The sequence below is a fragment of the Pseudomonas vancouverensis genome, assembly GCF_004348895.1.
GTDB classification, from domain to species: Bacteria; Pseudomonadota; Gammaproteobacteria; order Pseudomonadales; family Pseudomonadaceae; genus Aquipseudomonas; species Aquipseudomonas vancouverensis.
In genome coordinates this window covers 303,348-317,654 of sequence record NZ_RRZK01000032.1, presented here as the reverse complement: position 1 = coordinate 317,654, position 14,307 = coordinate 303,348, and the positions used below count along the sequence as shown (strand labels likewise).

At 59.2% G+C, this 14,307-nt stretch carries 16 protein-coding genes; 10 read left to right on the top strand and 6 right to left on the bottom strand.

Going from position 1 to position 14,307, the window contains the following annotated elements:
* Positions 1-25 precede the first annotated feature (25 nt).
* The 3 genes from EIY72_RS25655 to EIY72_RS25645 all read left to right on the top strand — a co-directional run bounded on the left by EIY72_RS25655 (position 26) and on the right by EIY72_RS25645 (position 2,284).
* Positions 26-769: a GGDEF domain-containing protein gene (locus tag EIY72_RS25655; protein WP_093215133.1), complete on the top strand. Its 744-nt coding sequence runs from the start codon at positions 26-28 to the stop codon at positions 767-769.
* Positions 770-894: 125 nt separating this feature from the next.
* Positions 895-1,845 carry a hypothetical protein gene (locus EIY72_RS25650; protein ID WP_093215128.1) on the top strand — a complete coding sequence of 317 codons (951 nt, stop codon included), beginning with the start codon at positions 895-897 and terminating at the stop codon, positions 1,843-1,845.
* 121 nt (positions 1,846-1,966) lie between these two features.
* Entirely contained in the window at positions 1,967-2,284 is a 318-nt protein-coding gene (locus tag EIY72_RS25645; RefSeq protein WP_093215123.1) for a helix-turn-helix domain-containing protein, read from the top strand.
* A 124-nt stretch (positions 2,285-2,408) separates the two neighbouring features.
* Here EIY72_RS25645 and EIY72_RS25640 read toward each other — a convergent pair whose 3' ends face one another.
* Together EIY72_RS25640 and EIY72_RS25635 are read right to left on the bottom strand one after the other, a co-directional pair.
* Positions 2,409-3,917, bottom strand: a complete 1,509-nt coding sequence (locus EIY72_RS25640; protein WP_093215118.1) for an amidase family protein — start codon at positions 3,915-3,917, stop codon at positions 2,409-2,411.
* A gap of 130 nt (positions 3,918-4,047) precedes the next feature.
* Entirely contained in the window at positions 4,048-5,109 is a 1,062-nt protein-coding gene (locus EIY72_RS25635) for an MBL fold metallo-hydrolase (protein WP_093215113.1), read from the bottom strand.
* Between the two features lie 213 nt (positions 5,110-5,322).
* On the opposite strand from EIY72_RS25635, the gene EIY72_RS25630 reads away from it, so the two are divergent.
* The 3 genes from EIY72_RS25630 (at position 5,323) to EIY72_RS25620 (ending at position 7,765) form a co-directional block, all read left to right on the top strand.
* Positions 5,323-5,931, top strand: coding sequence for a TetR/AcrR family transcriptional regulator (locus EIY72_RS25630; protein WP_093215108.1), 609 nt, complete (start codon positions 5,323-5,325; stop codon positions 5,929-5,931).
* A 156-nt stretch (positions 5,932-6,087) separates the two neighbouring features.
* Entirely contained in the window at positions 6,088-7,152 is a 1,065-nt protein-coding gene (locus tag EIY72_RS25625) for a diguanylate cyclase (protein WP_093215103.1), read from the top strand.
* 73 nt (positions 7,153-7,225) lie between these two features.
* Positions 7,226-7,765: a DUF1003 domain-containing protein gene (locus EIY72_RS25620; protein ID WP_093215097.1), complete on the top strand. Its 540-nt coding sequence runs from the start codon at positions 7,226-7,228 to the stop codon at positions 7,763-7,765.
* 6 nt (positions 7,766-7,771) lie between these two features.
* On the opposite strand, the gene EIY72_RS25615 is transcribed toward EIY72_RS25620, so the two are convergent.
* Complete coding sequence (locus EIY72_RS25615) at positions 7,772-8,713, bottom strand: LysR family transcriptional regulator (protein WP_093215093.1); 942 nt, start codon at positions 8,711-8,713, stop codon at positions 7,772-7,774.
* A gap of 15 nt (positions 8,714-8,728) precedes the next feature.
* Between EIY72_RS25615 and EIY72_RS25610 the strand changes: the two genes are divergently transcribed.
* Together EIY72_RS25610 and EIY72_RS25605 are read left to right on the top strand one after the other, a co-directional pair.
* Entirely contained in the window at positions 8,729-9,436 is a 708-nt protein-coding gene (locus tag EIY72_RS25610) for a CTP synthase C-terminal region-related (seleno)protein (RefSeq protein WP_093215089.1), read from the top strand.
* Positions 9,433-9,756 carry an antibiotic biosynthesis monooxygenase family protein gene (locus EIY72_RS25605; protein WP_093215086.1) on the top strand — a complete coding sequence of 108 codons (324 nt, stop codon included), beginning with the start codon at positions 9,433-9,435 and terminating at the stop codon, positions 9,754-9,756. The genes EIY72_RS25610 and EIY72_RS25605 overlap by 4 nt, the downstream gene beginning before the upstream one ends.
* A gap of 173 nt (positions 9,757-9,929) precedes the next feature.
* Here EIY72_RS25605 and EIY72_RS25600 read toward each other — a convergent pair whose 3' ends face one another.
* On the bottom strand, positions 9,930-10,256 hold the full coding sequence (locus EIY72_RS25600) for a DUF2025 family protein (protein ID WP_093215083.1): 327 nt from the start codon (positions 10,254-10,256) through the stop codon (positions 9,930-9,932).
* A gap of 220 nt (positions 10,257-10,476) precedes the next feature.
* Here EIY72_RS25600 and EIY72_RS25595 point away from each other — a divergent pair, with 220 nt between their 5' ends.
* On the top strand, positions 10,477-11,604 hold the full coding sequence (locus tag EIY72_RS25595; protein WP_093215080.1) for a glycerophosphodiester phosphodiesterase: 1,128 nt from the start codon (positions 10,477-10,479) through the stop codon (positions 11,602-11,604).
* Positions 11,605-11,698: 94 nt separating this feature from the next.
* Entirely contained in the window at positions 11,699-12,004 is a 306-nt protein-coding gene (locus EIY72_RS25590; RefSeq protein WP_093215077.1) for a PepSY domain-containing protein, read from the top strand.
* A 63-nt stretch (positions 12,005-12,067) separates the two neighbouring features.
* Here EIY72_RS25590 and EIY72_RS25585 read toward each other — a convergent pair whose 3' ends face one another.
* Positions 12,068-12,505, bottom strand: a complete 438-nt coding sequence (locus EIY72_RS25585) for a hypothetical protein (protein ID WP_093215074.1) — start codon at positions 12,503-12,505, stop codon at positions 12,068-12,070.
* A 111-nt stretch (positions 12,506-12,616) separates the two neighbouring features.
* Complete coding sequence (locus EIY72_RS25580) at positions 12,617-14,242, bottom strand: methyl-accepting chemotaxis protein (protein WP_093215068.1); 1,626 nt, start codon at positions 14,240-14,242, stop codon at positions 12,617-12,619.
* Between the last annotated feature and the right edge of the window lie 65 nt (positions 14,243-14,307).

Sequence of the window (14,307 nt, the reverse complement as noted above, 5' to 3'; positions counted from 1 at the left end):
CAGCATAAAAATGAACGATCCAGTCATGTCCAACGGGAATCTGGATGACTCGGCGCCCGACTTGTTCAAAAGCGAGAACGATGCGCTGGAGCATGCGCGCTCGATTCTTGCGTTGAGCGGGGCGAATGCCGACACCTATCGACGTTCGCTGGCGGACATGACCTCGCATTTTGAGCGTTTGATGCGTGAAACCCGTCGCCTGATCGGTCGCAGCGACCGCGCCGAGCGCGAGATGAATACCCTCAATACGCAATTGCAGATTCTCGCCCGTCAGCTCGAATACCGCGCCACCCACGACGGTCTGACCGGCGTGCTGAACCGCAGCGCGGTGATTGACCTGACGGTGCAGACCCTGCAGAAGACAGGCGCGGTGATGATCGTTCTGGACATCGATCACTTCAAGCAAGTGAACGACGAGTTCGGTCATCCGGCCGGCGATGCGGTTATTCAGGGCATTGTCGGTTGTCTGCGGCGGATAGTCGGCGACAGCGGAAAAATCGGCCGCGTGGGTGGTGAAGAATTCACCGTGCTGCTCCCCGCCGGCGACCTCAGCGAAGGCCTGGCGCTCGCCCACGCCATGCGCGAAGCGATTGCCGGGCACGTGTTCGGCAACCCGGTGAATCGGCAGATCACCGCAAGTTTCGGCGTGAGTGCCAATCCCGTGGGTACCAGTTTCGATACCGCCTATAGTTCGGCGGATACGGCGCTGTACCATGCCAAGCGCTCCGGCAGAAACCGGGTCGAAGTCGCGGACGAGCATTATTCCTGAGGGAAGTTTTCGAGAAGCGCGAACCGCTCAATAGCCAGCGGATTTGCGCTTGTTGAAGCATTTGAGTGCATTACCGCGCCTCACCGGCTATTAATACGCTTCGCCCTCAACCATCCGAACCCGCCATGAAATTCGACCTCGCCTACTGCCTCAGCCTTGATGAAAAGCTGTCGATCTACGACGTGCGGGATTTGAATTTCGATGAGACCCAGGCCTTCGATTCGGCCAGGGAGCATTTCCAGTGCCCCAACGATGCCTGTCGTTTGGCCTTCGACATAACGAATGAACTGGGCACCTTCAACGCCAAGAACGTGAACTACGTGCGCACGCCGCACTTCAAGAACCTGCCGGGAACGCGGCATGTCGAAGGCTGCCCCTACGTCAGCGCGAAGGCATCAGCCACGGAATCGGATGACAGCCGCGAGGAGCATTTCCCGTCGGAATTGTTACTGAGCCGACGCCAGTACTTGCGTAAACCTGCCGACCCCATCGTGACGACCGATGCGCCCCGCGATGGCTCATCAACCTCCTCTGCCGTCAGCGCCAACGAGCCATCGACAAGGGAATCCGCTCCCGACAAGACGACCGTCTTCGCCCACCCGGTGGAGTGTTTTGTCTCGAACTTCGACGACAAGGACCTGCTCAAGCGCATGCCCTTGAAGATTGGCGAACACACCGCGCCTTACGCCTCGTTCTTCAAGAAGATCGAGTACCTGCAAGACAACAGAGGCCTGATCTACTGGGGCAAGATCAAGCAGATCAAGGACTACACCCAGAGCTTTCGCATCGACTTCGAGAAGAAGGTCTGGTTCGAGAAACGGCCCTACTCGGTCAATGTTTACCTGAGCAAGAAGCTGATCGACACCTACCGCAAACGCAAGGCGTTTCTCGAGGAAATCAAGCACGCCATCGACACTGAGCAAGAACTGTACTGCTTCTTCTATGGCGTGACGCCGGAGCTCAAGCAGGTGCCGAGCAAGAAAAACCCGGAGCAGACGTTCGGGGTGTTCAGCGCCAATATCGAGAATCTGGATCACTTTATCGTGCGCCAAGCGCCGGGGTTGGACGGCCAGTAGCATCATGCGCCGTTCGTCCACTTGAACGTACCAATCAAAAATTGCATTTGATTCGGGCTCAAAACAACTGTACAAAAACACAGTATATTTTGAATCAGCACTCTCGAGCCCGGAGAACACCATGGCCTCTCACGCGATGAAACTCACCCTGGAACGTATCGCCCTCTTCCAGTTCACCTCCGCCCACTGCGCCCAGGCCCGAGCGATGCTGGGCTGGAGTGTGGAGCAATTGTCCCGCGAAGCCGGGGTTTCGCTGGAGGCCGTAGAACGCTTTGAAGCACAGCAGGAAGTGCAGGATGCCTCGCGGTTGGCGCTGGCTTATCGGCTTGAAGCGGAGGGATTGATGTTTTTCCCGGGTTTTGCGCCGGGGCGTGGGATGAATGTCAGAGGGGCTAAATCGAATCCGGTGGGGCAGCCGGACTTTGCGATACTCGAGTGAGACGGTGACCTTCCACAGTTTGGACGAGATGCGAAAACCGGCGTCAAATCGGCCCCCCTGCTCACGCAAGGAAGGCCGAATTGAAGTGGTTTTCAGCTGATGTAAATTCCTGCCAATGCCCATGTCAGGGCTTGAACGCTGGCGTCCGCCGCTCCTGAGAAGCCTGTTCATAACCGTAAGCCAATGCCAGAAGTCTCGCGTCACTCCAGCGGGGACCGAAGAAGAAAATCGAGGTGGGAATGCCTTCATCATCCATTCCCGAAGGCAGCATAATGCCGGGATAACCTGCCAGCGGTACGACATTCATGGCGGGCGATGAGACGTCCGAGACAATCGCATCCAGTTGGTACGTAGCCAGCCGGCGGTCGATGGCAGCAGCGTTTTCACGTTGAATGCTCTGCCAGAGTTCATTGTAGATTTCTTCGTCAACGTCAATGGAACCCGCAGCCAATAACGTATCCTGGTTGTGGCCATCACCATAGGCGGCATTCAGCAACAGCAGGTCTTCCAGCGTTCGCGCGGGAATGCTCGTTCGAGTGGCCAGGTAACCAGGCAAGTCTCGCTTGATCCCCATATGAAATGCCTCTTCTACCCGTTGCGAAACCGGGTCGATCAGTTCCACAGGAATCAGGGTTGCACCGGCAGACTGCATACGTTCCAAGGCTTGAGAAAACTGGGGGTCATCCTGCAGCGGTAACTCACTGTGATCGAATTTGGCAGGGTAGCCGATACGCTTGCCGACCAAGGCGTCGGTGCGTAACAGGGCCGTATAATCCACACCTGTCAGCGCCCGGGGCTTTCGTATCGGATCGGCAGGATCGTCCCCCGCCAAGGCATTCAACAGCAACGCCGCATCGCGTACCGTGCGTGTCATGGGTCCCGGTGTATCCAGCTTTTGAGTGACCGGAATGAGGCCGCTTCGGCTTAACAAACCCACCGTGGGTTTGACACCCACTACACCATTCATCGAAGCAGGGCAGATGATCGAGCCGGAGGTTTCCGTTCCAATACTCAACGGTGCGAAGCCAGCAGCAACGGCGGCTGCGGAACCAGAACTGGAACCGCAAACATCGGCGTTCAGCAGATGCGGATTTTTCGTTTGTCCGCCGCGCCCGCTCCAGCCGCTGGGGATGGCGGGGTCGCGGAAGGCGGCCCATTCACTGAGATTGGTTTTGCCGAGAATCACAGCCCCGGCCGACCTGAGCCGTTGCACGATAAAGGCATCCTGCGCGGCGGGCTCACCGATCATGGCCACAGAGCCGGCAGTGGTCTGCATCTGATCGGAGGTGTCGATATTGTCCTTGAGCAACACCGGGACACCATGCAAGGGTCCGCGGATGTGGCCTGCCTTTCGTTCCTTGTCCATTGCCTGGGCTATGAGCAGTGCATCGGGGTTCAGCTCGATGATGGCGTTGATCGCCGGTCCGTTTTTGTCCAGTCTTTCGATCCGCTGTAACAGGTGCTGCACCAGCGCGACAGAAGTCAGTTGACCACGGCCCATCTGCTGATTGATTTCATCGACATTCAAATACTCCAGCGGGGTTTCGCTGGCGGCCGTCGCCATGCTCATAACCATCAAAAGCATGGTTGCCCCGGTCAGCCGCTTCATGCAGCCGTTCAACTTTACGTCCATGTAAGCATCCTTGATAACTGAAACAGGTGACTGATTTCACCCGGTTTTCAGCCTACCGAAGCGCTGTAAATTGTCCGTCATCCCCTCTCACTGTCACACGTATGAATGTTCACTCTGGTTTGTAGCCGACTCAACCGGCGCTTTTCTGGTTTTCATAGGCTGGTTGTTGCTCCACCTCCAGCCACCACGCCTCGCCCCGCCGCGGGTACATCAGGTTGAACGCCTCGCCCATCTGCGGCGTGGTGATCGATACGCTGCGATCCCAGGCCAGGGCCAGGATGCGGTCGAAGGGCTCAAACCAGGCGTGCGTCGACAGGTCGAAAGTGCCGTTGTGGATCGGCAGCAGCCAGCGGCCCTTGAGGTCGATGTGGGCTTGCAGGGTTTGTTCCGGCTGCATGTGCACCTGCGGCCAGTCGACGTTGTAGGCGCCGGTTTCCATCAGGGTCAGGTCGAATGGGCCGAAGCGTTCGCCGATGCGTTTGAAGCCGTCGAAGTAGCCGCTGTCACCGCTGAAGAAGATGCGCGTGTCGCCATCGATCATCACCCATGAGGCCCACAACGTCCGGTTGCCATCGAGCAGGCCGCGGCCTGAGAAGTGTTGGGACGGCGTGGCGATGAACTGGATGCCTTCGACTTCGGTGCCTTGCCACCAATCGAACTGGCGGACCTTGGCGGCATCGATGCCCCACTTGATCAAGGTGTCACCCACGCCCAGCGGTGTCAGGAAGTAGCGGGTCTTGTCCGCCAGTTTCAGTACGGCCTGATGATCGAGGTGGTCGTAGTGATCGTGGGACAGGATGACCGCTTCGATCGGCGGCAACTGTTCCAGACTGATGGGGGGCTGGTGGAAACGCTTCGGTCCCGCCCATTGCACCGGCGAGGCACGCTCGGCGAAGACCGGGTCGGTGATCCAAAACTTGTCGCGCAATTTGAGCAGCACTGTGGAGTGGCCGAGGCGATAGACGCTGTGATTGGGCGCAGCGATCAGGGCCGCTTGCGTCAGCGGCTGCACCGGGACCGGAGCACTCGGACGGGTATTACGCGGTTTATTGAAAATCGCGTTCCACAGGATGTTCATGGTTTTACCGAAGCTCAAACGCTGAACGGGCGTGAAGTTCTGGTACTGCCCTTGAGCCTGTCGCGACGCTTCAGGTGCCTGGGCGTCTTGCGCCGGGGAGTTTGCATTGGCCATGACTGAATGACTCCAGAAAAACCGCACGACGACGATTTTCCGCTTGGGACGATAAATGGCCAAGGCACGCACGCATCAGCCGGACTTTCTATTTAGGACTGGGCAGGATTAACAAAACATTACACTGCACAGTGTAGTTTCTAGGTTGCATCAAAGTTGATGACAAGTAAACTACCGAGTGTAATTTTCCCTTTTCCTGCCGAAAACGTACTTATGACAGCTCCAAAGCGCCTCACCGACCGAAAACGCGAAGCCATCATCCAGGCGGCGATTGCCGAATTCCGTGACAACGGGTTCGAGATCACCAGCATGGACAAGATTGCCGCCACGGCCGGCGTGTCGAAGCGCACGGTGTACAACCACTTCCCCAGCAAGGAAGAGTTGTTTGCCGAGATCCTCAATCAGTTATGGGTTCGGGTGACGGCAGAAACCGAAACGTCCTACCGAGCGGACGTGCCTCTACGCGAGCAGTTGCGCGCGCTGCTGATGGCCAAGCTGCAGATGCTGGGCGATGACAATCTGCTCGATCTGGCGCGCGTGGCCATCGCCGCGACCATTCACTCCCCGGAGCGTGCACAGGACATGGTGGCCCGCATGGGTGAGCGCGAAGAAGGGCTGACCGTGTGGATTCGCGCAGCCCAGGCCGATGACCGCTTGAAAGCGGTCGCCCCTGAGTTTGCTGCGCAACAGATCCACGGCCTGCTCAAATCCTTTGCCTTCTGGCCGCAGATTTCCATGGGCCAGCCGGGTTTGTCCGCTGAAGAGCAAATCACGGTGGCGGAATCCGCCCTGGACATGTTCCTGGCGTGCTATCAGCTCTAACCCCGGCGCCAGCGCGCCCTGCTCTGATTAAATGGCTTCGAAGGACACTGATTATTAGTGCTGGAATAAATGACAATGTGCGTCAAATTTACCGATGAACGGTAACTCTGCGACACTTAGGGAATGTGTTTCAGAATAAATCTGGCGCGGGACATCATGGATAAACAACACGGCAAGGGTTTGTCATTTGCCAGACGCATTTACCTCCCCCGGACCATCGGTCTGGGCATCGGCAGCCTCAGTGTCGCCGCCGCGCTTTACCCGCTCGACTTGCCCGTGTGGATCTGGGTGCTGCTGGCGCTGAACGGTTTTGTCTGGCCGCATCTGGCCTATCAACTGTCGACTCGTTCGGCTTTTCCCTACAAGGCCGAGCGCCGCAATCTGCTGTATGACTCGCTGTGTGGTGGTTTCTGGGTCGCGACCTTTCAATTCAATCCACTGACCACGGTGACCATCCTGTCGATGATGGCGATGAACAACGTCGCCGCCGGTGGCTATCGGCTGTTCACCTTGGGCACCTTGAGTCAATTGACCGGCATGCTGATCGCCTGGTCGCTGTTCGGCGTAGGTGTCTCACTCTCAACCACGCAACTGCAGGTCTGGGCTTGCCTGCCGATGCTGACGCTGTATCCGCTGGCACTCGGCATGGTCTGCTATCAACTGGCGATCAAGTTGTCGGAGCACAAGCGCACGCTGAGTGCCTTGAGTCGCACCGACAGTCTGACCGGCCTGCTCAACCACGGTGCATGGAAGGATTTGCTGCAACTGAAGTTTCAGGAATGCCGGCAGCGCCATGAACCGGCCGCCATCGCCCTGATCGACATCGACCACTTCAAGGCCATCAACGATACCTACGGCCACGTCCTCGGTGATTCGGTGTTGCGCCAGTTGAGCATCGAACTCAAGTGCAACTTGCGCGAAAGCGATCTGGCGGGACGTTATGGCGGTGATGAGTTCTGCGTGATTCTGCCGAACACGTCACTGCAGCAAGCCAGAGAAGTCATGGAGCGCTTGCGCAACGTGTTGCAGGACTACCGCAATAGCGAAGTACCCGATTTGCGTGTCAGCCTCAGCATTGGCCTGGCCGCTTACCAATCGTCGCTCAGCGACGCGACGGCCTGGTTCGAAGAGGCGGACAGAGCGCTCTACAGCGCGAAAAATACCGGGCGCAACAAAGTCAGTGTCACCGCATTCGACACCTCGACAGCGGTATTTGAATAACCAGACGAAAGCGCTGCATGGATGACGCCGGGACTATAGTGAACCTCTGTCCCAGCGCCATGCAGAGAGCACCATGACCACCAAGCCCGAAGACACTCGCACCGCCGAACCCGTTGACCACCTGCGCTTTCATCGCCACCACGCTCACCTGGGTCCCACTTTCGGCACCGACAAGTTCGCCCTGCGTGCCGAAGCCTTTGCCCGGTTCTTTGGCACACCTACCTTCCTCGGCGCACAAACCGTCGTTGTGGCAGTTTGGGTCGCCATCAACCTGCTGGGCATCACCCACTTCGACGTGTACCCCTTCATCCTGCTCAACCTGGCGTTCAGCCTGCAGTCGGCCTATGCGGCGCCCTTGATTCTGCTGGCCCAGACCCGTCAGGCCGCGCGCGACAAGGCCCAGTCCGATGCCGATGCGCAACACCGCGAAGCCCTTGCCATCGCCAACACCGAGCGACAGGCGCAAGCGGCACAAAACACCGCGCAACTGCTGGCGCTGCTGGAGCAAAACACGCACCTGACCGAACTGACCAAGGCCCTCACCGAGCGCATCGAAAACCTCACCAGCGAAATGCATGAGCACTTCATGCGCAAGGACGAGCCCAGGGCCTGACCCGTCTCAGGGCAGTTTCAGCGCCCGCCCCAACTCGTCAAACAGGCTGACCACCGAGCGCAACGCCCGGCAGTCGGGGCGGGTCAGCAACCACAGTGCGGTGTCGCAGCCGAGCAACGGCTCGCTCAAGGGTTGCAGCCCGTCACCGATCAGAAAGTCCGGCAATGCCGCCACACCCAGGCCTGCGCGAACCAGCTCGGTCACCGACAACATGCTGTTGCAGCGATAACCCGGCGTCACGCCCGGCAAGGTTTGGCGACGCCAGACGACCGTCGGGTGATCGGGCAGGAAGTCATCCGGGGCAATCCAGGTCATAGCGCCAAGATCGCGCGTACCGGTCGATTGCAGATAACGCGCACTGGCACAGACCCGGTAGGAAATATCCGCCAGCCGTCGACCGACCAGATGCTCAGGTGGTGTGCGGGTCAGGCGCAGGGCGATGTCGGCGTCCCGGCGGCTGAGGTTGGCGAAATCGTTGGAGGTGCTGAGTTCGAGGGTCAGCGCCGGGTAGTTCGGCATGAACTGCGCCAGCGCCGGCAACAGCAGGCCCTGCAGGACCGAATCGGTACAGGTCAGGCGCACGGTACCGCTGATGACTTCGCCGCCCTGCTCCACGCCGATACGCGCCGCTTCCAGAGCCTGTTCCGCGCGCTCGGCCTGTTCCGCCAAAGTCTGCGCCAGCGTGGTGGCCAGGTAGCCGGCGCGGCTTTTTTCGAACAACTGCTGACCCAGTGCAGCTTCCAGCCGGCGCACTGCACGAAACACCGTCGACACGTCGACCTTTAGCAGCTGCGAGGCCCGGGCCAGAGAGCCGCCGCGCACCAGGGCGAGGATCAGGGCCAGGTCCGGGTAGTCCAGTCGATAGTGCGTTGCTGCATTGATCACTTGGATAAACGCCAATATTGATTGCGTGAACGCCAATCTATAGTGGCCGTCAGGAATCAACAAGAGCAGAGGATCTTCATGGATAACAGCCCGATTCGCATTGCCCTGATCGGCGACTACGACCCGCAAGTCACCGCCCACCAAGCCATCCCCGTGGCCCTCGATATGGCCACCGAACACACAGGCATGAATGTCCAATTCCAGTGGATCGCCACCGACAGCATCACTGCCGACACGGCGCTCGATGAGTACGATGGCTTCTGGTGTGTACCGGCGAGCCCGTATCGGAGCATGGACGGTGCACTCCGTGCGATCCGTTTCGCTCGCGAACAACGGCGGCCCTTCCTCGGCACCTGCGGCGGCTTTCAACACGCCGTGCTGGAGTACGCCCGCCATGTGCTGGGCTGGGCCGACGCCGAGCATGGCGAGACCTCCCCCGAGTCGGCCCGGGCAGTGCTGACACCGCTGACCTGTGCCCTGGTGGAAGCGGTTGATGTCATTCACCTGCGTGAAGGCTCCTTGATCGCCGACGCGTACGAAGTGTCCGAGATTCATGAGGGATATCGCTGTCGTTATGGGGTAAATCCGCAATTCGAACAGGCGTTGCTATCGGCTGACCTTCATTCGGTTGGCCGGGATTCGGCAGGTGACTTGCGTGCAATGGAGTTGAGCGGGCATCCGTTCTTTGTTGCCACACTGTTTCAACCCGAACGTGCCGCACTCAAAGGCGTGTTGCCGCCTTTGGTAAGGGCCTTCGTCAGCGCCTGCGCGGAGCATCGCTCATGATCGCCGACACACCTTCCCCACCCTACTTCGCGGTGATCTTCACGTCATTGCGCACGGAGGGCGATCAGGGTTACGCCGAGGCCGCTGCGCGGATGCTCGAACTGGTGCGCGAACAGCCAGGCTTCCTCGGGGTGGAGTCGGCACGGGGTGAGGATGGCCTGGGGATTACCGTTTCCTACTGGACCAGCGAGGCGGCGATTGTGGCGTGGAAGCATCACCCGGAACACACGGCCATTCGTGAACGTGGGCGCTCGACCTGGTATGCGCGGTGTCATACGCGGGTGTGTCGGGTTGAGCGCGATTATGGCTTCAGTTTGTAAGTAATGCGTTGTTCCAGAGTCCGCTATCGTCGGAACGCCGCCCGGACCAAGCTCGCTCCCACAGTTTATATCGGGTTGGGCACAAATTCTGTGATCAACACACATCCCCTGTGGGAGCGAGCTTGCTCCGGGCGGCGTTCCGACGAAGGGGTCGATGAAATCACCGCAGAGCTTCAGCCCCGCACCAAACTGCGCAGCGCCGTAATCTGCGGCACGTCCTGTCGCTTCATGTACACCCGCAACGGCTCGGTGATGTTGATCCGCTCATCGATGTTGTGATCGAGCAGCAACTGGATCAGTTCGCGCCTGAGGGTCATGGCCTGCTCAGGCCCGGCGGCCCAGACGAATTCGCTGCTGGGGATGATGCCGTCATCCGCCACGTCCATGCCGAACGCGTCTTCACTGAAACGCACGATGTACTGGCCGGTCTTGCGGTTGAGGCCGACGAAGCCTTTGAGCTGGTCGGCAGCCTGGCAGATGAGCTGGGAAGTGATGCGCATGGTAAACCTCACGGAAGGTCACGATGGACCGGTGATCGATGGTTTACACGCAAGGCATGCCGGTGTTTTTCCCTCTGTCGGGGAAATGGCCGACACCAAGAGTAACTAAAAGACTCGGAAAAAACCCGGCATCGGACAGGTTTGTGTCGGTCTGGTGATAGCGACTGCCATGTTCAGTTGTTAAAAGAGACCGCTCACTCATTGCGAAAGGACCTCGACCATGGCTGCAACCCTTACCCGCAACGCGCTGGTGCTGAGCCTGCTGCTCGGCCTCGGTCACGCTCAAGCTGCCAGTGAACCCTCCCCCACAGCGCTGGCGGCGCGACTGGGCATCCCGCACCCGGCGGTCATTGCCCACCGGGGCGCCTCCTTCGATGCGCCGGAATCCACCGCTGCCGCCTACACCACGGCCCGCGACCTGGGCGCCGATTATCTGGAAATGGACCTGCAGCGCAGCAAGGATGGCGTGCTGTTTGTCCTGCACGACAACAACCTGCAACGCACCACCGACGTCGCCGGCAAGTTTCCCGAGCGCAAGGACAGCCCGGCCAATGCCTTCACCATGGCCGAGCTGAAAACCCTGGACGCCGGCAGCTGGTTCAACAGCGCCCACCCGGATCGCGCACGCCCGGCGTTCGCCGGCCTGAAGGTGCTGACGCTGGATGAAGTCATCGACATTGCCGAAGGCAACCTGCTGCACAAACCGGGGCTGTACATCGAAACCAAGGAGCCGAAGCAGTTTCCCGGTATCGAACATGACCTCAAGCAGAAACTGCAGGCACGCGGCTGGCTGATTCCAGCCGATGCCAAACCGACGAAGAACGAGCTGGCGGTCGGTCAGGGCAACGGCAAGGTGATCTTGCAAACCTTCGAAAAGAGCAGCCTGGAGTTGCTGCACAAGGAAATGCCGCAAGTACCGAAAGTCCTGCTGCTGTGGGTGGGTGCAGGCAGTATCGAACCCAAATCCACAGTGACCTTTGCCGAATCCGGTGAGAAAGACAAAGCGGCCTGGTACGCGAAACAGGAACCCAGGGACAAAGCCGAATTCCAGCGCTGGGTCGACTACGCCAAGTCTCAAGGCGCCATCGGCACCGGCCCTTCAGCGGCGCTGACCCAGGGCGGCGATCAGAGTTATTCAGACCTGGTGCAGCCGTGGATGAACCAATACACCCACGACCAGGGTCTGCTGGTGCATGTCTACACTGTCGACGATGCGCTGGATTATCAGAAGGTCATGGCAGCCGGGGTCGATGGCATCTTCACCAATCGAGCCGGCGAGCTGTTGAAGTTCTACAAGCGCCCGGCGGCAGCGAGCGTGGGGCAGGTGTTGCAGAACAATGGCTTTTGATCCTCGACCGTGATGCTTTTACGAATTAAGTCTGAATTAAGTTGATACGACTAACCTGAACTCACTTGAACAACTTAACCAAGGAAAGAATTCCATGAAGACCCTGACTGCATTGTTTACCGCCGCTGCCCTGACCCTCACCGCTGGTTTGGCACAGGCTGACGTTCGTGTCGACGAGATCCCTCAACTGGTCAAGGACGGTAAAATCAAGCCGCTGGAGGAGCTGAACAAGATCGCTCTGGACCTTCATCCCGGCGCAACGATTACCAAGACTGAACTGGATAACCACTTCAATGGTTATGAATATGAAGTTGAATTGCGCGATGCGAAGAACATTGAATGGGATGTCGATATTGACGCATCCAACGGCAAGGTCTTGAAGAATAAACAAGACAAGTAAGCAGTTAGTACAAGGCCGCACGACTTGAGAGGTTGTGCGGCTTTTATTGTTTGCTGAGCACTTCTAAGCCGACGTGCTAACCAACGCCCCCGACGTACTCCCGCCCTCATCCTGCAACGCCTGTAACAACGATGCAGTCGCCGTCTGCAAAGACCCGGTCGTCGCCGAAATCTGCGATTGAGCGGCCGACACATCGGCGGCCTTGGCGTCGGCGTCTTCCTGCTTGGCTTGGGCTGCCTGCAGCTGCTGCATTTCTTCCTGCAATTGTTTTTGCAACTCGGCGATCTGCTTGCGCAGCTCTTTCACCGAATCGGATTCACTGCTGGAGCTGGAGCTGCTGTCGCCCGACGCCGGCGCACCACCGGCGGCCACTTTGCTGCTGTCGGTGGCGGCCGACGAGGTCGCCGTCACGGATGAGTTGTCGGTGGTGTCACTGCTGGCGGTGGTCTTGGTTGTGGTGGCGGGCGACTGGGTGATGGTGACGGAAGAAATGTTGACCATGCGGGATACTCCATGTGGGGTTCAGATTCCCCCATCATCGACACCCGCGGGTCTGTTTTGAGATCGACTGTGTACCGACACGGTAAGCAACCCGGTACACAGCCCTTTGCCTCACGCGCTCAGACGCGCCGTCACCTGATTCAACTGCCCGGACAAACCGTGCAGGTTGTTGCTCGCCGCTTCCGTGCGCTGCACGTTGTCCAGGTTAGTGCTGGCGATGCTGGTGATTTCCGTGAGGTTGCGCGAGATGTCTTCGGCCACCGAGGTCTGCTCTTCGGCGGCGGTGGCGATCTGGCGATTCATGTCGCGGATGGCTTCCACGGCCAGGGTGATGCGTTCGAGCATGGCGCCGGCCTCGGTCACTTGCTGCACGCTTTCCTCGCTGCGCGACTGGCCGCTTTCGATGGCTTGCGCAGCTTCGATCGCGCCGGTCTGCACCGTTTGAATGATCTGGTTGATCTCGATGATCGATGCCGCCGTGCGCTGGGCCAGGCTGCGTACTTCGTCGGCCACCACCGCAAAACCACGACCGGCCTCGCCGGCACGGGCCGCTTCGATGGCTGCGTTGAGCGCCAGCAGGTTGGTTTGTTCGGCGATGCCGCGAATCACTTCCAGCACCTTGCCGATGCGACCGCTGTCAGTTTCCAGTTGGCGGATCACAGTGGCGGTGTTGGCGATTTCACCGCGCATGCGGGTGATGGTGTGAATGGTGCCCTGCATGACCTTTTCACCCTGCTGGGCGGACTGGTCGGCATCGTCGGCAGCACGTGCAGCGTCGGCGGCATGGCGAGCAACTTCCTGGGCGGTGGCGGACATTTCGTTCATGGCCGTGGCCACCTGATCGGTACGGTTGAACTGTTCGCTGGTGCCGCCGGCCATGACCGTTGCAATCGAGTTGAGCTCGCCGCTGGCGCTGTCCAGGTCGGAGGCGCTGCGCTGCAAGTGGCTGAAGGTTTCCGCGAGGAAGTCGCGCAGGGTGTTGGCGGCCATAGCCAGTTTGCCCAGTTCGTCCTGACGGCTGCTGGCCACGCGTTCGGCAAACTTGCCCTGGCTGAGTTGCGCCACGTAGTCGATCAGTTTGCGGATCGGTTCGACCAGGTTGCGGTTGACCAGCCACAGGCTCAACAGGCCGATCAACAAGCCCGACGCCAACAGCACGATGATGCCCACCATCACCGTTTGTTCGGCACTCGCGCTGATCGACTTCGACTGCTCGTTACCCTGCTTGCGCAGCTCATTGACCAGGTCGCTCATTTGCTCACTGGCAGCACGGTCCACGCCCTTGACTGCGTTGTCACCTGCGGTTGGATCGCCGCCCGCGGCCACATAAGCATCACGTCCCTTCTGGTAGGCCGCGCCGAGCAGTCGATGCTCCTCACGCAGGCGTTCGATGCGAGTCTTGAGCTGCGGTTCGATGCCCTTCTGTACCGCCAGTTCGCCGAGGATGTTCTGCACGTCGCGCTGACGGTCCTCGAATTGTGACCAGTACTTGCTCAGGTCCGCCGGCTGCTTGCCACGCAGCAGCACGTTTTTCCATTCCTGTACCTGAATCTTGAATTGCAGGTTGGCTTCGTCGATCAGTTGCGAAGTATGCAACGGACCCTGGATCAGATTGGCGTAGCTTTGCACGCCGCTGGACAGGAAGTGAAAGCAGGCCAGCGCGATCAACAGCGTCGCCAGCAGGCTGCCGCTCAGCAGGGCGAGAATTTGCGCTCTCAGGGACTTTTGCAAATGCATCGAAAGGTACTCATGACAGGAATGAGGCACGCCTGCAATGGCGTGAAAGATGTCCGGACTTCCCT